The following is an 18,872-nucleotide window of genomic DNA, read 5'->3' on the forward strand; positions in this document are numbered from 1 at the left end:
CGCTTACAAAAGTAGCATCTCACTTACAAAGTAGTGTAAAAGTAGCGTTTCGTTTACAAAAAATGATTCTTGATTATAAACATTGCATTTCGTCTTACAAAGTAGCATCTCATTTTACAAGTCACCATAAAGGGACGGAGAAAATGGATAATGTCAATTTGCACAATGCAAAGATCCATTATTATGGTAGTAACTTACATAAATAGTAGAAAAATATTACAAAGGAGTAAAGTATGGAATTCAAATTAAAAACAGAGCGACTGATTATTCAACCGTTTGATTATGAATATTTAGAGCAGTATTACAGAGAGTTTACAGATGAGATAACGAAATATCAATACCCAGATCGCTTTAACAATATTGAAGAGGCAAAAAATCTAGTTTCAGAATTTGTTGAAGAAATGAAACAGGGAAATATGCTTGAGTTAGTAATATTGACATCTGATGGAGAGTTTCTTGGAAGTATGGAGGCCTTTGGTATTAGAGAAGAAACACCAGAAGTAGGGTTGTGGTTAAAACAATCAATACATAAATTGGGATATGGTTATGAAGCCTTAAAGGCTTTAATAGACGACTTGAGTGCAAGAGAAACATATCGATATTTTACATATGAAGCCGATGTAAGAAATGAGCAAAGTATACATTTAGTTGAAAAGTTTGCTCACGAGAAACTAGGCTGTGAAGAGATTGTTACGGAGTCAGGTAAAAAACTTAAGTTACAAACGTATCATATTCTTCCATCTGCGATTAAATAGTCTATTTGTTCAGATGTTTGAGGAATAGTCAAATGAACGTGTTTCTAAGGACTTTTTTAGTGGTTGTGAAAAACTCAACTACCCATTGTTAGACAGAACCAATATATTCCACTATACTATTCATAGGAACAGTCGACAGTTCAATAAAGGAAAGGACTGAGTATATGAATCTTAGTATTTGTAGCAATATCTTAAAATATAGGAAGGAAAATGGGGTAACGCAAGCGGCGTTAGCAGAGTATTTGGGTGTATCACCGCAGGCTGTATCAAAATGGGAACAGGAATTATCCTTACCAGATGTTTATTTGATTCCTAAAATAGCATTGTTTTTTAATATCACAATTGATACACTTTATGGTATGACAGATTTGGACACTAGCGATTTACTTGTTTCAAAGTATTCCATGAATCCTAATGATAAAACCTATAAAGAAGCGAAAGATTCTATCGAAATGCTTCTTGAAAGAAATTCCCAAAATGTAGATGCATTATCTTTTCTTTGCCGTCTTGAATTTCAAAGAGCACAGGAATTCTTACAGAAGAGTAAAGAAGTATGTGAAAAACTGAAAGTGTTAGTTGCTGGAAAAGAAGAAAGTTGGGAAACTAGAGCTACCATACAATTAATGCGAACGAATGCAATGTTAGGAAATTATGATTTCCTCGATGTATATACACAGAAGTTTGAAGACGAAAAAACGATTGATAATTTTAAATACCTAGTAATTGCCTCATCTCTTAATAATAGGAACCAATATGAAGCTGTTCTACATATGGCTAGTAGTTATATGGATACATTTGAAGAGAATGATCAGAAAAAAATATATCCAATTTTGATGGATTTGGCATATTCGTTAGGGGATATCGATTATGTAAAAAAATGCTTTCTTGTTATAGTTGAAGGGGAAAATTCTGTATCACAAGTATTCAATGCTTGGTGGGTATTATGGAAAACGTATTGTAAAATAGGGCAGATAAAAGAAGCGGAAGAGTGCAAAGAAGAGTTACTAAGGCAATTACCAAGTCAGAATTATAACGAATATACATATGAACAAATGAAGTCACATCTCGAAGGACAAGGTGCGAAACCAAAGAATGTTCTTTGAGTGATAATTTGACGATTAATAGATGGCAATGGTAGAAAAAGGGAAACTGGAAAGAAGCAGCGGATGCTATCGTTGAATTCGATGTTACGGTTGATTCATATATACGGAAGTTACAACATACGATTACATACGACACATAAGATTGACGAGTCCCTTTGCAAGGATATATAATGATATGATACAAGGGGCAAAAAGGTCATTTCACGTTGTGCTTGCTAAAGTGAATATGACAGGTTGACCCGCCAAACATGAGCAAGTAGCACATTAGAGTGGATCGTGAGGAACTAAGCAATGGAAGAAAAGGTCTTATATCAAAATAGTTATGAATTAACAAAAAAGAAATACCTTAGTTGGGGAAGAGAGAATGCATTCACTGGAAAAAGACGTAATTTCGCAATCTTTTGGATTGGTATGGCAATAGTCTGTATGGGGTTATGGATTTTTACAAAAATACTAATTGATATTGTGTTAGCGCTGTTCTGTATATATCGAGCATGTCTGCATTGGAGAATGGTAACGAGTAGACAATATGATCTACTGGCAAATCAACATGGGAAAGTGAATTGGACAAGAGATGTATTATTCTATGAAGATCGAATTCAGATTACCGATGTGGAAGTATCCGTTCAATATAAGTATGAAGATGTGGTTGGAATAAAAGAATCAGAGAATTACATACGATTGCTTCTTCGTAACAGAATGATGATTCGGCTATATGAAGATGCTTTTGTTAATTCCAATTGGGAAGAATGTAAAGCATATATTCTTGGAAAAAGTCACATACAATAGGAACGAAGTAGCGCATGAAAGCATCTTTGGAATATTTGGCAGATTATCAACCATTTTATAGAGGTCTCGTAATTATAGTAGAAACCGTAATTACGAGACCTTTTTCTTGACGAAAAACCCTGCAAGGAATACTATGGATAAGAGGTGAAACATATATGAAAACACTAGAAACAGAACATTTAATTTTAAGGAATTTTAAAGATGAGGATGCGAAGGATTGCTTTGCATTTTTATCCGATAAAGATACGTGTTATCTTGATGGCGGTTATGAACCATTTGATTCTATGGATGAAGAATATGACTTGTTAATGAAAAAGTTCAAAGAACAAGAGGAACGATTGATGATCGTATTGAAAAATCAGAATATTGTAATTGGAACCATCCATTTAATGAAAGACACAAGGAGAATGGTTAAAACAACAGAAATCGGTTATGTGATAAGCCCAAATTATCGAAGACAAGGGTATGCAACGGAGGCAATTCGCGAAGTGATTCGTTATGAGTTTGAGGAAGATAATGTAAAAATGCTTGTAGCGGGTGTTATTGAAGATAATGCAGCTTCTCTAGGATTACTAAAGAAATTAGGATTTATTAGGGAAGGCGAGATACATAATGGATTTTATTATCCACCAGTTGGGGTGGTTTCATTAGAAAGTTTCTATCTTGAAAGATAGGGCTGAATAAGAAAAGAACGAGCAACCAGATGAGAGAAGAGCAATGAAATAATGAAGTTAGGGGGAGATGAAATGAATCAGTTAGTACAAGAGGTAGTCGAATTATTAGAAGAACAAGAATTTGAATATGCAGTATGTGGAGGGCAGGCAATCGATCTATTCCTTGGATATGAATCCAGAAAGCATGGGGATATTGATATCCTAGCATATTGGAAGGATCGTAACAACATAATCACCTATATGAATTCCAGAGGGTTTCAAGTATATGAGATGTTAGGCGGTGGATATGCACATAAGATTACGGATATTAAGGAACAGTATCTAGTGAAGCGAAATATCTTCTGCTGTACGGACGATTGCGAATTGGTACATCTTATGCCAACAGAGAAAAAGGATATCTATGGAATCGAATTCGATCATGTGGGAGAGACAAAACTGAATTTTGTAGAATTCTTATTTAACGACAAGGAGGAGGGAAATTTCCTCTATGCGCGGAATAAGGAGATAAAACGAGAGTTAGGAAAGGCAATTCTTTGGGATAAGAAAGTTCCCTATCTTGCACCAGAGATGCTCTTGCTCTATAAATCCACTGACCCAAATCGGGAAGGGTATCAACAGGATTATGATTTGGCATATGGGAAGATGGATCAGGAGCAGAAAGCATGGCTTAACAATGCACTGACAATTCTTTATCCACAAGGACATATTTGGTTATAAATTATTTATATGACTTAAAATTCATTTTATAGAGATGTAAAATGAGAGATATGAATGAATAAATAGAAAAAGTAGCCGTAGAAGATTATGCAAGTTGGAATAGGTCGTATTTACTTGTATATACATGCAGAGAATTCAGTAGCAGAACATTCATATGAGAAATTGGGTATACGACTTTGTGTACGGAATCTTATGGAGTGTTTCGTAGAATAAACAAAAGGGTAAAGGGTACATAGTCATGGATAGAATACTAGTTGCAGATGATAATACGGAAATTACGGATCTGATTGAAAATATATTAGAAAAAGAAGGATATGAGATCATCAAAACATATTCAGGGTTGGAAGCCGTAGATGCATTTGACCATACGATTTCTCTGGTTATCTTAGATGTTATGATGCCAGAGATGGATGGGTTTGAAGTGTGCCAGAAGATTCGGCAGAAGAGCCAGGTTCCTATCTTGTTTTTAAGTGCCAAGGGGACGGATATTGATAAGGTTGTGGGCTTGTCTGCTGGTGGAGATGACTATATGGTTAAGCCATTTAGTGCCATTGAATTGGTTGCTAGAGTACGTGCACTGATTCGGAGGTACCATTATGCAGCAAAGACGCCGCAGAGTGGGAATGTCATTACGGTTAATGAGGTACTTACGGTTGATCTTGATGCAAGAAAAGTTACCAAATACGGGGAAGAGATTACTCTAACAAGAACAGAGTTTGGTATCTTAGAATTGTTAGCAAAGAACAAAGGAAAAGTATTTAGCACAGAGATGATCTTTAAAAGCGTATGGCAGGAGAAATACTACGAAGGCAATAATACAGTGATGGTGCATCTGGCAAGGCTACGGGAGAAGATAGAGGACAACCCGAAAAAGGCGCAGATTATAAAGAATGTATGGGGTGTTGGCTATAAGATTGAAGAGTAAGAGGAGGCAAGAATGAAACATAAATTACAGCTGAAATTCATCTTTTTCATGTTCTTAAGTGTGTTCCTTGGAATCTTTCTTTTGTCTATAAGTGAAGCGATCTATAGCTATCATTATAATTTAACGGCAGAGAAGACACAGGAAATTTTAGAAACAGGTGGAAGCGGAGTTGCATTTGTTATCGGGTTCCTTGTTGTCGTTGTACTTATCTTTCTGTTTTTGTCGAGAAATACGATTAAGCGGATTGAACGGTTAAACAACAGCATAAAGCAGATTTCAAAAGGAAACAGGAAGAATATTGTTCAGGATACCCACAAAGATGAACTGGGCGAACTGTCAAAAAGTATCTGTGAAATGGCAAGGTTGTTAGAGCAGTCCTTGGAGGACGAACGAGCAATGGTATGTAATATCGCCCATGATCTGCGTACACCGGTAACATCCATTCAGGGATATGCCCAACTTCTTAAGCAGAGTGAGGAGTTATCCTTACAAAATCAGGAACATGTAGCAATTATTCAAAGAAAGTCCGAGCATTTATCCAGACAGATTGAGGAATTATTGGAGTATTCGATTCTACAATTTGAAGAAAAAGAATACACCTTTGAGTCTTTATCCCTTAGTAGTTTGGTTGAACAAATCTTTATTGATTTTATACCACAGCTAGATGAACGGGACATGACCTTTGAATTGGTTGGGAATGATAAGCCTCATATGTTTCTATGCAACCAAAATCTGATGATTCGGTTGTTGGAGAATCTGTTAAATAATGCGTTACGGTATGGGAAGAAAGGAAAGAAGATCGAAGCGTATTTGTCGGAGAATGAGACGTGGATTACACTGGAAATCGCAAATTATGGAAGTGTCTTATCCCCTTCCCAGGCGGAACATATCTTCCAACCCTTTTATCAAGGAGAGGATGCGAAAGAGTATGTAACCCAAAGTAAGGGATTAGGTCTTGCAATTGTGTCAAAGATTGTTACTATTCATCATGGAACGATCGAGGTGCAGTGCCAAGAGGAAAGAAAACGAACCGCCTTTGTTTTGACATTTCCTAAAATGTTATAATTACGTATTCGGCTGGGAAACGCTTTTCCTAAAATGCATGCTCCAATTTGCACCAATAGTAATGTTATGGTTGTCCTAAACAGAGGACGATACGATATAAGTAGATTTGTTATAAAGTTGTAAGTTTTTCTTACAACTTTTTTTACGTTTAGCAAGTATCATAATGGCATAAGGAGGGAGCACATTATGTTTACAAAGCAATTTAAAAAAAATAAAGTGATTCATATAACATTACTATTATTCATGATTTTATCAGCATTCTTAATGACCATTGGTTCCTTTGTTATCTTACAGACAACGAGTTCCATGGAGCAAATCTTCTCCGTTGCGAAACCACCACATTTTTTACAGATGCATACGGGAGAGATTGACCAGAATAAGATTCAGGCATTTGCAAACCGTGTTGATTATGTGAAGGCAGTGGAAACAATAGAGATGGTCAATATTGATGGGGCAAATATCTGGTATGAAAAGAAGGGGGAAGAGGCCGTTTCTTTGTCAGAGAGTATGTTAGACAATGGATTTGTAAAACAGACGGAATCCTTTGATTATCTGCTAGACCTGGACAATACGATTATTAAGCAGGAAGCAGGAGCAATCGGAGTTCCCATCTACTATATGGAAGAATACCATATGGCAATCGGAGATTCTATTACGATTACCAAAGGAGATTTTACAAGAACATTTATCATTAAAAACTTTGTACGGGATAGCCAAATGGCTTCTTCGATGGCATCTTCGGTACGTTTCCTATTAAGCGACCAGGATTTTGAAGAGATTAGAGAGAACATGGGAGAAGTGGAATATCTCATTGAATTCCGTTTAACCGATAGTAGCAAAGCAAGTGCCGTTCAAAAGTTATATGAGTCTTCGGATATGCCAGTGAATGGGCAGGGAATTACGTATGTGATGATCAAGTTAGTCAATTCATTAGCCAGTGGATTGCTTGCAGGAGCCATGATCATCATTAGTATCATCTTAATCTTGATTGCAGCATTCAACCTACGGTTTACCATATTGGCAGTACTAGAGGAGGAAATCCGTGAGATTGGTGCCATGAAGGCAATCGGAATCAGCAATAAGGATATTAACAGCATGTATCGGAAGAAATACCGTATGTTAGCTGCGATTGGTTGTGGGATTGGCTATATGATCGGTCTTTTCGCAAACAAAGGGTTTACAAAGAGTATACGAATGATGTTAGGAGAACGGGATCTGGGCGTAAATGCAATCTTGATTTCCATGGTTTCCGTTCTATTTGTCTATTGGTTTATGATGCACCTTTGTAAGAAAATCTTAAAGCGAATCAATACCATTACGGTGGTACAGGCGCTTGTTTATGGAGAAACAGGAAGTAAGAAAAAGAAAACATCGAGACGCAGATATGCAATGGAGAAACATTGCAAGAGCCATGTAAATGCATATCTTAGCATCAAGAATCTGTTAGAAAAGAGGAAAGCATGGTTGTTGATCGTTGTCGTATTCTTCTTAGCAACCAATGTAATGCTGGTACCGATGAATCTGATCCATACCGTTTCCGATGTTCGTTTTGCGAATAATATGGGAAATGCCAATTGTGATCTGTGGATGGAGTTACAGACAAAAGATCACATAGAAGAAAACTGTGAGCAACTGGTAGGAACATTAGAACAGGATGCAAACATTCAAAATTACAGTGTATTCTCCACGAACAAATATGAAACCATCGGAGAAGACGGTAAGGAAACAATTCAAGTACAGTGGGGAGAGTATTCGGATTTCCCGATTAAGTGTATGAAAGGAACCACTCCAAAGCAGGATGGTGAAATCGCGCTATCGTATCTCAATCAAGAAAAATTGGGAAAGACAGTAGGGGATGTGCTATTGATTACCATTGATGGCAAACAGGAAGAATACAAAGTTACTGGCATCTATCAGGATATGACCAGTGGAGGTTACACGGCGAAAGCATTTGGTACGTTAAAAGGGAATATGGTTCAAAACTATACCATCTATGCCAATTGCGAGAAGGGAACGACGGCGCAAGAAGTTGCAAAACAGTACAGCCAGAAGTTTTCCTTCATGAAAGTGTTGCCGATGGAGAAAATGACGACACAGACATTTGGAAGCATTCTTGCTTCTTTTGATAAAGCAGCATATGTATCCATAGTCGTGGCATTATGTATTGGTGCTTTGATCACGGTTTTATTCTTAAAGTTACAAAGTGCCAAAGAATATGCGGAAATGGCGACGTTACGAGTTTTAGGTTTTTCCTTACAGGATATTAGAAAGCAATATTTGATCAAAGGTTTACTCGCTTCTCTTATTGGAATAGGTCTTGGTATCCTATGGTGTAATACAGGATGCGAATATTTGGTCAGTGGCATATTATCCATTGCAGATGTGGGACTTGCGGAGTTTGAATTCATCGTAAATCCAATCTATAATTTTGTAATCTGTCCAGTGATCCTGCTTGTTGTTGCATTAGGGGTGACAGATTGTTGCGCAAGAGAAGGAAAGAAATACGAAGTAATCAAGATGTTACAGGAGTAAAGAGGAGGAAGAAACGTGAGCAAAATCTTAGAAGCAAAGCAAATCTATAAGGAATTCGGTCAGGAGAATAAAGTTACGGTACTAAAAGGCATTGACATGGAAGTTGAACAAGGCGAGTATGTAGTAATTATGGGGCAATCAGGGTCGGGAAAATCGACTTTACTCTATAATATTAGTGGAATGGATAAGATGACATCAGGAAAAGTGATTTTCGATGGAGAGGATATCTCTGCTCTTGATGATGAGAAGATGAGCCAGTTGCGGTTAAGAAAGATGGGATTTATATTTCAACATTCCTATCTTTTGAAGAATATGTCCTTAAAGGATAACATCATGCTTCCTGCGATGAAAGCAAAGAAATGCAACAAAGGAGAGATACGTGAGAAAGTGGATACTTTGATGAAAGATTTGCACATTGATGAGGTAGCGGATCATGAAATCAACCAGGTATCAGGAGGGCAGATGCAGCGTACAGCCATTGGTCGTGCACTGATTAATGAACCGAAGATCTTATATGGAGATGAGCCAACAGGAGCGTTGAATGCTTCCACAACAAAAGAAGTAATGGACATCCTGAATTCTATCAATCAAAAAGGAATGACGATTGTTCTAGTTACCCATGATGCCAAGGTAGCAGCGAGAGCAGATCGAATCATTTACTTACAAGATGGGGAGATTGTGTCTAGTCAACATTTGGGAAAGTATCGTAAAGAAGAGGAGAAAAACAGAGAGGATATGACCAGTGCGTGGTTACAAAAGCTTGGTTTTTAATACATCGTCCTAGTTGTACGGCATATAGAAATATGATATAATAATGCAATACTTTACGTTAGAGAAAGGAACAATAGAAGGTTCCTTTCTCTTTTTCACATTGGTTCTCTGTGTAAGGGTAAGGAAAGGGGAACATAGAATGGAAGGGGAGGTTTTTGGAATGAATTATCAAGAGGCAGTAAATGAGATACTAGAATTAAAAGAAGAAATCCGTGTTATGGAGTACAAAGCGCAGGAAGCTACGAAATCCTATGAGGAACGTGTTAAGGAATTGAATCGATATAAAGCAGAGCTCAATGAAGAAAAAATGGATGTCGAGCAATTAGAAAACGTAAGTTTCTCAAAGATCTTATATAAGATAGCTGGAAAATACGAGGAGAAATACCAGAAAGAGTATCAGGAATATCTTACAGCGAAGAGAAAGTATGATGAGTATGCCATTGATATACAACAAGTAAAAGAAGCGCTGGAACATTATAGAAGAGAAATCAATGCCAAACAGTTGGAATTACAGGAGAAACAGGCAAACTTGCGAACAATTTATAAAGAAGGACAGGAACTTGCGCAGAAAGAAGAGGAGGAAAGAAAACGTCTATATCGTCAGAAGAAAGAACTAGATGAGGCAATTCAGGCAACAAATCGTGTGCTTAATTTGGCGAAGCAAGCCATGGATGAATACAGTAGTGCGAAGTCCTGGGCAACCTATGATACCTTTTTTAACGGAGGGTTGATTGCAGATATGGTCAAATACTCGAAAGTGGACCATGCAGCAGAAATCTCCAACCAACTGAAATCCGCTAGTACGATGATGAAGAAAGAATTATCGGATGTGAAGATGGCCTTCACCTGTGAACTAGACAATATGAAAGACGGAACACGTTTTTGGGATATTGCTTTTGATAATGTATTCACAGATTGGAATGTAAGGAATCGTCTGGGAGAGAATATTGATCAGTTAGCCTCCTATATTGGGAAAGTGGGACAAATCTCTTCTGAGTTGCAAAAGGAACGTTCCACAGTTGAGCAGAAACTGAATATGTTACCTCGATATTAAAAGTAAGGACTGTTAACAGGAATGCAACGATTGTTGGGGCTCCGCTCCTATACAAGATGAAGTATAATAGAATGGAGAATAAAGACTTCATTGAATGAACAAATTTCAATAACTAGTATCAATTCTTAGATTCAATAACTAGACTTAATAACTAGACAGGAAAAAATGAGGAAAAGGAAGAAGTTATGAATATATTTACAGATGATTTGGATTATGAAGACATCGATTTTTCTTTTTTTTACAATGAAGATGGAGAACCAGAAGAAATTGATGAGATGGAAGAAGAACAACTATGCAATATCATTGCTACGTTGGAACGACAGATCCGCATGTTACCAGAACATTACAACATTGAAATCTGGGAGGAGTATCTTCGGGTTTGCAAGGATGTTTTAAATCAAATTCGGTTGGATTAAGGGGAGAAGAAACCAATGAGTAAAGAATTATTTGATGAATTTCCAAGATTAATTTCGGATGAAATTACGATTCGAAAAATGGAATTGACGGATGTAGAGGCACTGGAGGAGATTTGTAGCAACGAGGCAATATTTCAATATGCACCACAGTTCCTATATAAGAATAGTAAGAAGTTGTTAGAAACGGCAATTAAGAACCTAGGTGGTCGAGATTTTGAGAAGAAGCGTTGTATTATCGGGGGAATTTATTTGACTACGGATCCAGACCGTTTGGTGGGAATGGCGGAGATGTTTGATTATGACAAGAACCTGAATATGCTGACAATCGGGTACAAGATCAATGAAGCCTACTGGAATCAAGGAATTGCAACAAAAGCGGTATCCTTGATGGTACACTATCTGTTGAAAGAGGTGGGGGTAAATCGTCTGCAAGCATTTGTGATGCCTGAAAATGTGGCTTCCACCAAAGTACTTCTTAAGAATGGTTTCACGAAAGAAGGCGTACTTAGACAAGCGAATATATGGAAGGGACAGGGGATTGTGGATCTACAGGTATTTTCCATTTTACAATCCGATATGCAAGAGGCATAGGTATGAGGAGAAGAAAACTTTTTTATGGAGTACTTTTATTCCTAGGATTGTTGCTTGTTGTTGGTATGGTTTGGCAAAGAATCATGGTACAGACCGAGATAGAAAAATACTCGCCCGTTGGTGATTTTGTTGATGTGGGAGGGTATCAAGCACATTACGTTACGAAAGGTACAGGAGATACTACATTTGTATTCATTACAGGTTCGGGAACTCCTTGTGCATATACCGATTTTTATCTACTTCAGAATGAACTTGCACATAGCGGGCAGACGATCACGTTCGATCATGCAGGAAGTGGCTGGAGTGGAAAAGCGAAAACAGAACGAAGTATCGGGAATTTAGTAAAAGAACTTTCAATCCTAATCGATACAGTGGCGCCGGAAAAGCCTGTCGTTTTCTTATGTCATTCTCTTGGCTCTTTGGAAGCAATAGCTTATGCACAGCAGTATCCAAAACAGGTAAAGGGGATTATTTTTCTTGATTCCGGTAGTCCAGAATTCTATCATACAGATTCGGAGCGGAAAGCAAAATTAATGAATCGAGGTTTTGCTTTCCTTCGTTCCACTGGTTTGAATCGTTTTATGGGCAATTGTGGTTTGCTCCTACCTTTATATGGAGAAAACGTAAGAAATGGTCTGTTGTCAGGTCCAATCAAGAAACTAGACCAAGTGATGTATTATCGGTTTGCAGGTAATAAAGACTCCCTTCAAACAATTAATAAGATGAATGAGAATGCAGGTGAAATTCTTGAAGGACCTTCTTTAGGAAACCTTCCGATCCTTGTTCTTTCTTCTGATAGCGGGAAGGCGTGGGAAAAGGTGCAGAGGCAATTAGCAACGTGGTCAAGTAATAGCAAACAGGTTACCATAGAACAGGGACAACATTATATATACTGGTCAAATTATGAGGATGTATTGCAGTACATAAAGGAGTTTTTGGAGGAAGAGCTCTGAAGAATATAGGAGGAAACGTACCAATGAAAAATTGTGAGATTCGTTATGCTCGAAAAGAAGATTATGAAATGGTTTCTACCATTATGAGACAGGTGCAGCAGTTGCATGTTGATTGGCGACCGGATATCTATAAACCAAACGATATCGTATTGTCGCAAAACGAATATGAAGAGGCAATCGAAGCAAAAACCTTTGTGGTAGCGGTTTGTGATGGTCAGGTCGTAGGTTTGCTTTGGTATCTGTTGCGTCATATAGAAAATCCGAATCAAGTAACAAGAGATATTCTGTTTGTTGATTCTATGGCTGTAGAGGAAGAATACCGCGGACAAGGAATTGGCCGCCAGCTTTTTGACTTTATCAAACAAGTTGCAGAAAAGCAGCATTTGGATGGAATTGAATTGCAGGTTAATGCAAGGAACAAACAAGCGAAAGCCATGTATGAAAGCTATGGGTTTACGGAAAAATCCATTAACATGGAGTTGCTATAGGCACAGAAGAAACCGGGAAATCGATATTGAGGATTTGTTAGGGAGGAATACATCGGATGGATCAGAAGTGTCAGGATGAGTATGTTCGAAGAATACATACCGTACAGGATTATATGGAACAGCACCTCGGACAGCCCATGTCAATAGAAGAACTTTCTCTTGTAGCAGGGTTTTCTAAATACCATTTTAGTCGGATCTTTCAGGGAATCGTACAGGAACCGTTGGCACATTATGTGAATCGAATCAAAATGGAAAATGGATTATTTCTGTTGGCGCATCGGGAGGATAAGAATATGACAGACATTGCATATGAGTTAGGATATACCGATTCCGCTGTGTTTTCACGAGCATTTAAGAATTATTTTGGGATTAGTCCACGAGAATACCGAAAGGAATACCAGAAGAATTGTGACGGTACAATCCTGTTATCCGATTACAAGAATGGTACAAAAGGGGAAAGAAAAGGGGAGCAATTCCCTGTGAAAGGGCAGATCACCATTGAGAACATGGAGGAGAAGAATGTTGTCTACATAAGACATACGGGGACCTATGAGGAGTTAGCAAATGTATGCCAAGAACTTGCACAAAACTTGTTCTCCCATGCAGCAAAGCAAAACTTGTTGGTGGGAGAACAGAACTGGGTGCTCTCCATCTATCATGATAATCCAGAATTCACGGCTGAGAATCAGTTTCGAACGAGTCTTTGCATGACCGTACCAGACCAGATTCCGATTCAAGAGGATGGCGTGCTTGGTTGTATGAAGCTGGAAGGTGGTCTCTATGCAGTCGGTCATTTTCGAATAAAACAGGAACAGTATCGGGATGCTTGGAACTATATGTATCAGGAATGGATAACAGGGAGTGGCTATGTTCCACGGAATAGTTATCCATTCGAGGTGTATTGTAACGACCCGCAGGATAATGAAGAGCATCTACATGAAGTGGAGATTTATGTTCCGATTGAGCCATTTAAATTCTAATTTGTAGGGGGGATAAGTGATTTATATTAATTATGTTTTGCGCAATTAGTTCATAGTTTTATTCATTCAATTCCTATAACAGAAGAGAGGGAGAACAACATGCATTTAGGAAGTATCTATATAATAGCAAAGGATTTTCAGAAATCCGTAACATTTTATGAAAACTTACTAGAACAAAAAGTAACGCATCAAAATATGGATCGATTTGCAATGTTTGAATTTGAAGGACATTGCATCGCAATCATGAATGGATATTTTGATTCTAGGAATCCCGAGAAAGTAGTGCATCGAGGAAAAATGGATACCTACTTTGATGATTTGGTGCAGATTGCAGAATTACCCAATTCAAGAAAAGTGGTACTTAATTTTTGGGATGAAGATTTGAGAAAAGAGTATGAACGCGTAAAGCAATTGAAGCTAGTCGATCATATTACGCCAGTCAAATACGTATGCAATGCAAGTCCCTATTATTATTTCCAATTGACAGATCCCGATGGGAATGTGATTGAAGTAACGGGCGATTATGAGCCAGAAGAAGGAGAGTTAGAGGACTTTGTGTAATTGGTTAATGGAGAAGGGAAAAAGATGAAAATGGAATTACAAGAAAACGTACTAATTATTATTCGTGGTAATTCGGGGAGTGGAAAATCAACGGTTGCTAAAGCGTTGCAACGACGAATTGGAAGGAATACCTTGCTGATTCCACAGGATGTTGTACGTCGAGAAATGTTATGGGTAAAAGATGGAGTGGGGAATGAAGCCCTTCCCCTACTTCAGAATATGGTGCAGTATGGAATGGAGCATTGCAAAGCAGTAATACTAGAAGGAATCCTGAATGTGGAGTATTATGAGGAATTATTTTCATACATCAAACGTGAATTTGGTGAGCAAGTCTATGCGTATTACTATGATATCTCCTTTGAAGAAACCGTGAATCGACATAAAACAAAACCGAATAAGGATGAGTTTGGAGAAGAAGAGATGCATCGGTGGTGGAGAGATAAGGACTACATTGGTTTCCTGCCAGAGAGAACGCTGACAAAGGATATGAGTGTTGAAGAGGTTGTAGAATTGATATATCGGGAAGCATTTATAGAGTGATTGGAAAGAAAAATACAATCGTTTTGTACGAACGAAGAAAGTAAGAATGAAAAAGGAGGTAATGGTTGTGCCAGTAGACAACCATATAGATCATATGCAATTAGAAAAATTAAAGGAAAAACAGATAAATCGGGAACTTTTTGCAAATTTTAATCGGCATCAGGTTGTAAAGGAATGCTATAGAAAAGTTGATGGAAAATGGTGCATCAAAGAGGATCCCTTCATTGATGATTGGTCAGAAGAGGAATATGAAGTGCTTATACAGTGTCTGCGAAATACCATCGCAACAGGTGGATTTGTACTAGGTGCTTTTGAGGAGGACAAACTTAAGGGATTTGTTTCAGTAGAATCAGGATTCTTAGGAACCAATAAAGAATACATGGATCTTTCTAGCATCCATATCTCAGAGGAGCTTCGTGGACAGGGAATCGGTCGGAAACTTTTTGGGGAAGCAAAGAAATGGGCAAAAGAACAGGGAGCAAAGAAACTTTACATATCATCACATTCTGCAGTAGAGTCTCAGGCCTTCTATCATGCAATGGGTTGTGTGGAAGCATTAGAATATAACAAAGAACATGTAGAGAAAGAACCTTGTGATTGTCAGCTGGAATGCGTATTATAAAAGTAACACAAAAAAATCTTCCATTAAGCGGAAGATTTTTTGTGTTCTGGGATAATAACTAATTAGGGTATCAAAACATGTCTATATCGGAATACTAGATAAGCAAAGATACTCTTTTATCTGGTAGTAAATTCTGGTGCCAGTAACCCGAATTCTTTCACCGCTCGTTCCATGAATTGTTCAGGAATATGTGGCCAGACACATTCTCCGGTTTCTTCACGACAGAGATTCATCGCCTTTTTTAGGACTTGTGTATGGTTAACATTAGCACCGCGTAAGATAGCACTGGTGATGATTGTCCAATAGGGTGCATGTTGATCTAAGGCTGCTTCTTTCAAAGCGCGAATGGTTTGTTCATAATCATAAGGAAGACTGATGAATTCTTCTTCCCAAGTGTTCCCACAGTCATGTAGGATTAAAAATTGTGTCTTGCAATTACTAAAGAAAGGAAGCCCGACGGAACCAGGATTGAGGATTCGTTTGTCACGATAGGTAATCTTACCTTGTAAATGCGTATGTCCACATAAAATCAAGGAATCCTCTGCATTTTTAAGTAATTCAATAGTATTCAAATCTGCAGGAAGAAGTTTTTCACTTATATGATTGGGTGACCCATGACAAATTGTCATAGTTGGAAGGGTACCAAACGTTAATCGCATAACAGCTGGTAAGGACTGGTAGAATGCAAAATCTTGTTCTTTTAAAGATTGATAGGTATAGAGAAGCGATCCCGTGATGGAATCAAAATCTTTCCAGTTGTTTTCCCGGTCTTGTTGATGGTTTAGCCAATATTCTTCTTTATTTCCCTTAATAAAATAACAAGTTTCTTGTTCCTGTAAATCATAGAGAAGCTTCATGGTTTTCTGTGCATTTGCCATTTCAGCTACATAATCGCCTAAGAAGAGATACGTATGAATGTTTTTGGCACGAACATAAGCAAGACATTCTTCAAAAGCAACATAATTACCATGTAAATCGGCGAATACAGCGATGTCCATTAATCTTCCCTCCCCACTCATAAGTGCTTTTTACTCCAATAATTCCTTTCATTATAATACATAAATGATACAAGCGTCAAAAGATATTTATACTAGAATCAAAGGGAATGTTAAGTAGAAGGAATGTCTTACAGGAATGGAAGAAAGAGAAATGGGCAGGATATCTTGCAGAAATGGCTGGAGAGGAGTACAATATGTGCAGAATTGGTACAACGACCATTTGGATAAGCTATTCATCTCAGATGTGCATGTACTGATGGTAAATGATAGAAAAAGAAGAACGCAGAAAAGAAAATCATAGAGAAAGATAAAGGAGAAGAATAATGTTAGAATTTCGTTATGATACGCAACTACTTATAGAAGGAACAAATCTTGATGAGGATGCCATCAATGAATATATAACAAACAATCTTAAAGGAGATTGTCTACTTGCAGTTGGAGATGAGGAACTGATCAAGATTCATTTCCATACCAATGAACCATGGGATTTATTGAAATATGCGTCATCATTAGGTGAAATCTATGATATTGTTATAGAAGATATGGATCGCCAAGCTAGAGGTCTTCAAGGATAATTGGAGATCTACTGACTACTTTTTTATATTAAAAGGTAAAGTTTGAAATTCATGCTTGACTGCCCCCTTGGGGATGGGCTTACCATTGCTATTGAGGTGATGAATATGTTAATACATGAAACAAGTAAGGAAACCGGGTTGACGAAGAAAGCCATTGAATACTATGCAGAACAAGGGCTTGTCATTCCAACAATACTAGAAAATGGGTATCGTGATTTTGCGAAAAATGAAATTGATAAACTGAAGAGAATTGCAGTACTGCGAAAACTTCATCTTAGTACAATGGAGATTAGAGAGGTACTAGAGGAAGGAAACAACGATGCACTTAAGAGAGTTGTAATTCAAAAAGAGTTAGAAGCGCAAAGAGAGAAAAGACGATACGCAATATTGGATAAGTTAAGCTGTGGAATCTCGTATGAGGAGATCAAACTAGATCTGGAATCGCTAGATAAGAATGCTACAGTTACAGAGAAAATCTTGGAAGCATTTCCAGGATACTATGGACGATTCATCTGTTTGCATTTTGCTAGGTTCCTCAATGAACCAATCGAAACAAAGCAGCAGGAAGAAGCATATGAAACCATTATGGAATTTTTAGATAATGTGCCTGCGATGGAATTCCCGGAGGATTTGTGTGAATACTTAGTCGAGAGTACGAAAGATATTAGTACAGCTCAGATTATGGAGATGAATGAGAAGACAAAACAATCCATGGAAGAACCAGATGCATTCTTAGAGGATAATAAAGAAGTATTGGAGCAATATCTTGCATTCATGCAATCAGAGGAATATACCCAGTCTCCAATGTATCGGATTCAAACGATCATGAAGGATTTTAATAAGAATAGTGGATACTATGATATATTTATTCCAGCAATGAAGCGGTTAAGTCAACAATATTTGGTATATACCGAACAAATGAAAGTTGCGAATGATAAATTATTAGAAAAGTATCCAGAAGTCCGCAATATAGATAATGGATATATGGCTGAATAAATGTAAGAGCAATGGATTTTTCAACACATAAAATTGCCCTTGTAATTATGTTCTAGCTTTGCTAATATCTAATTAACTCAATTATGTGTTCTAGGGAGGTTTGCGTATGGCTGTAAGCTGTAATCATAACGATATAGCAAATATTTACCTATCAGGGTTGAGTGTTCAAATTAGATAGGAGTGAAGTATATGCCATTTATCAATTCAAAAGTTACAGTAAAGTTAGACAAGAGTACAGAAGATTTACTGAAAGAAAAGTTAGGGAAAGCAATTGAAGTCATTCCTGGCAAAAGCGAAGCATGGCTTATGGTAGGGTTTGAAGATGAGTACTCCTTATATTTTAAAGGAAAAAGATGTGAAAAAGCAGCATTTGTGGAAATTAAGATTTTCGGAAGTGCACCTGCAGCATCATATGATAGTATGACAGAACAGGTATGTAAGATTTACGAAGAAGTTTTGGGTATACCAGGGAATCAGATCTACGTGAAATACGAAGAAGTACTGAACTGGGGTTATGATGGCCATAATTTTTAAAGGTTTCTATGCTCGAACATCTTCATAAATAAAGCAAAACACAGTGGTCACACATTAATTAGTCATTGAAACAAATAGATTACGAAGCAAATCGCTTTCGGCAAGAATGAATAGAATCCTTATTCTGGGTTCATCTTGCTGAAAGCTTTTTTCTATAATAGGGTTTTGGTGTCAAAAGCCCTTTTTTATTTTGAGGTCCGTCAATTTGCACAATTTAAGTTTGGCTAATATGT

At 37.5% G+C, this 18,872-nt stretch carries 24 protein-coding genes; 23 read left to right on the forward strand and 1 reads right to left on the reverse strand.

All coding sequences use genetic code 11. From position 1 onward, the window contains the following. From HBB17_RS20320 to HBB17_RS00615, 19 genes are all read left to right on the forward strand, one after another. Window positions 1–206: hypothetical protein (locus HBB17_RS20320; RefSeq protein WP_207717308.1), on the forward strand; the 206-nt coding region annotated here is incomplete at its 5' end. 27 nt (window positions 207–233) lie between these two features. Continuing rightward, window positions 234–755, forward strand: coding sequence for a GNAT family N-acetyltransferase (locus HBB17_RS00530; RefSeq protein WP_167954782.1), 522 nt, complete (start codon window positions 234–236; stop codon window positions 753–755). 164 nt (window positions 756–919) lie between these two features. After that, the gene (locus tag HBB17_RS00535; RefSeq protein WP_167954784.1) at window positions 920–1,858 is read left to right on the forward strand and encodes a helix-turn-helix transcriptional regulator; all 939 of its coding nucleotides are present in this window, start codon (window positions 920–922) and stop codon (window positions 1,856–1,858) included. 291 nt (window positions 1,859–2,149) lie between these two features. Further along, the gene (locus tag HBB17_RS00540) at window positions 2,150–2,647 is read left to right on the forward strand and encodes a hypothetical protein (RefSeq protein WP_167954786.1); all 498 of its coding nucleotides are present in this window, start codon (window positions 2,150–2,152) and stop codon (window positions 2,645–2,647) included. A gap of 155 nt (window positions 2,648–2,802) precedes the next feature. Then, window positions 2,803–3,321 carry a GNAT family N-acetyltransferase gene (locus HBB17_RS00545; RefSeq protein ID WP_167954788.1) on the forward strand — a complete coding sequence of 173 codons (519 nt, stop codon included), beginning with the start codon at window positions 2,803–2,805 and terminating at the stop codon, window positions 3,319–3,321. Window positions 3,322–3,393: 72 nt separating this feature from the next. Next, entirely contained in the window at window positions 3,394–4,038 is a 645-nt protein-coding gene (locus HBB17_RS00550) for a nucleotidyltransferase domain-containing protein (RefSeq protein WP_167954790.1), read from the forward strand. A 238-nt stretch (window positions 4,039–4,276) separates the two neighbouring features. Further along, window positions 4,277–4,963 carry a response regulator transcription factor gene (locus HBB17_RS00555; protein WP_167954792.1) on the forward strand — a complete coding sequence of 229 codons (687 nt, stop codon included), beginning with the start codon at window positions 4,277–4,279 and terminating at the stop codon, window positions 4,961–4,963. Between the two features lie 12 nt (window positions 4,964–4,975). Then, window positions 4,976–6,028, forward strand: a complete 1,053-nt coding sequence (locus HBB17_RS00560) for a HAMP domain-containing sensor histidine kinase (protein WP_167954794.1) — start codon at window positions 4,976–4,978, stop codon at window positions 6,026–6,028. A 186-nt stretch (window positions 6,029–6,214) separates the two neighbouring features. Then, window positions 6,215–8,560, forward strand: coding sequence for an ABC transporter permease (locus tag HBB17_RS00565; protein WP_167954796.1), 2,346 nt, complete (start codon window positions 6,215–6,217; stop codon window positions 8,558–8,560). 15 nt (window positions 8,561–8,575) lie between these two features. Further along, on the forward strand, window positions 8,576–9,331 hold the full coding sequence (locus HBB17_RS00570) for an ABC transporter ATP-binding protein (protein ID WP_207717309.1): 756 nt from the start codon (window positions 8,576–8,578) through the stop codon (window positions 9,329–9,331). A gap of 160 nt (window positions 9,332–9,491) precedes the next feature. After that, window positions 9,492–10,385 (forward strand): hypothetical protein, encoded by an 894-nt coding sequence (locus HBB17_RS00575; protein WP_167954798.1) that lies wholly within the window; start codon window positions 9,492–9,494, stop codon window positions 10,383–10,385. A gap of 185 nt (window positions 10,386–10,570) precedes the next feature. Then, window positions 10,571–10,801, forward strand: a complete 231-nt coding sequence (locus tag HBB17_RS00580) for a hypothetical protein (protein ID WP_167954800.1) — start codon at window positions 10,571–10,573, stop codon at window positions 10,799–10,801. Between the two features lie 15 nt (window positions 10,802–10,816). After that, window positions 10,817–11,392 carry a GNAT family N-acetyltransferase gene (locus HBB17_RS00585; RefSeq protein ID WP_167954802.1) on the forward strand — a complete coding sequence of 192 codons (576 nt, stop codon included), beginning with the start codon at window positions 10,817–10,819 and terminating at the stop codon, window positions 11,390–11,392. A 2-nt stretch (window positions 11,393–11,394) separates the two neighbouring features. Continuing rightward, window positions 11,395–12,345 carry an alpha/beta hydrolase gene (locus HBB17_RS00590; protein WP_167954804.1) on the forward strand — a complete coding sequence of 317 codons (951 nt, stop codon included), beginning with the start codon at window positions 11,395–11,397 and terminating at the stop codon, window positions 12,343–12,345. Window positions 12,346–12,368: 23 nt separating this feature from the next. After that, window positions 12,369–12,833, forward strand: a complete 465-nt coding sequence (locus tag HBB17_RS00595; RefSeq protein ID WP_167954806.1) for a GNAT family N-acetyltransferase — start codon at window positions 12,369–12,371, stop codon at window positions 12,831–12,833. A gap of 56 nt (window positions 12,834–12,889) precedes the next feature. Then, window positions 12,890–13,813, forward strand: coding sequence for an AraC family transcriptional regulator (locus HBB17_RS00600; protein WP_167954808.1), 924 nt, complete (start codon window positions 12,890–12,892; stop codon window positions 13,811–13,813). 99 nt (window positions 13,814–13,912) lie between these two features. After that, window positions 13,913–14,374 (forward strand): VOC family protein, encoded by a 462-nt coding sequence (locus HBB17_RS00605; protein WP_167954809.1) that lies wholly within the window; start codon window positions 13,913–13,915, stop codon window positions 14,372–14,374. 24 nt (window positions 14,375–14,398) lie between these two features. After that, window positions 14,399–14,914, forward strand: coding sequence for a kinase (locus tag HBB17_RS00610; RefSeq protein ID WP_238483641.1), 516 nt, complete (start codon window positions 14,399–14,401; stop codon window positions 14,912–14,914). Between the two features lie 67 nt (window positions 14,915–14,981). Further along, entirely contained in the window at window positions 14,982–15,536 is a 555-nt protein-coding gene (locus HBB17_RS00615; RefSeq protein WP_330588095.1) for a GNAT family N-acetyltransferase, read from the forward strand. Window positions 15,537–15,652: 116 nt separating this feature from the next. On the opposite strand, the gene HBB17_RS00620 is transcribed toward HBB17_RS00615, so the two are convergent. Continuing rightward, on the reverse strand, window positions 15,653–16,534 hold the full coding sequence (locus HBB17_RS00620) for a metallophosphoesterase family protein (RefSeq protein ID WP_167954811.1): 882 nt from the start codon (window positions 16,532–16,534) through the stop codon (window positions 15,653–15,655). 107 nt (window positions 16,535–16,641) lie between these two features. Here HBB17_RS00620 and HBB17_RS00625 point away from each other — a divergent pair, with 107 nt between their 5' ends. The 4 genes from HBB17_RS00625 to HBB17_RS00640 all read left to right on the forward strand — a co-directional run bounded on the left by HBB17_RS00625 (window position 16,642) and on the right by HBB17_RS00640 (window position 18,639). Beyond that, window positions 16,642–16,791 (forward strand): hypothetical protein, encoded by a 150-nt coding sequence (locus HBB17_RS00625; RefSeq protein WP_167954813.1) that lies wholly within the window; start codon window positions 16,642–16,644, stop codon window positions 16,789–16,791. Window positions 16,792–16,857: 66 nt separating this feature from the next. Next, on the forward strand, window positions 16,858–17,109 hold the full coding sequence (locus HBB17_RS00630; protein ID WP_167954815.1) for a kinase to dihydroxyacetone kinase: 252 nt from the start codon (window positions 16,858–16,860) through the stop codon (window positions 17,107–17,109). 105 nt (window positions 17,110–17,214) lie between these two features. Then, window positions 17,215–18,105 (forward strand): MerR family transcriptional regulator, encoded by an 891-nt coding sequence (locus tag HBB17_RS00635; RefSeq protein ID WP_167954817.1) that lies wholly within the window; start codon window positions 17,215–17,217, stop codon window positions 18,103–18,105. A gap of 189 nt (window positions 18,106–18,294) precedes the next feature. Next, the gene (locus tag HBB17_RS00640) at window positions 18,295–18,639 is read left to right on the forward strand and encodes a phenylpyruvate tautomerase MIF-related protein (protein ID WP_167954819.1); all 345 of its coding nucleotides are present in this window, start codon (window positions 18,295–18,297) and stop codon (window positions 18,637–18,639) included. Window positions 18,640–18,872 lie beyond the last annotated feature (233 nt).

This window comes from Anaerosporobacter faecicola, from assembly GCF_012070565.1.
Taxonomy (GTDB): Bacteria; Bacillota; Clostridia; order Lachnospirales; family Lachnospiraceae; genus Anaerosporobacter; species Anaerosporobacter faecicola.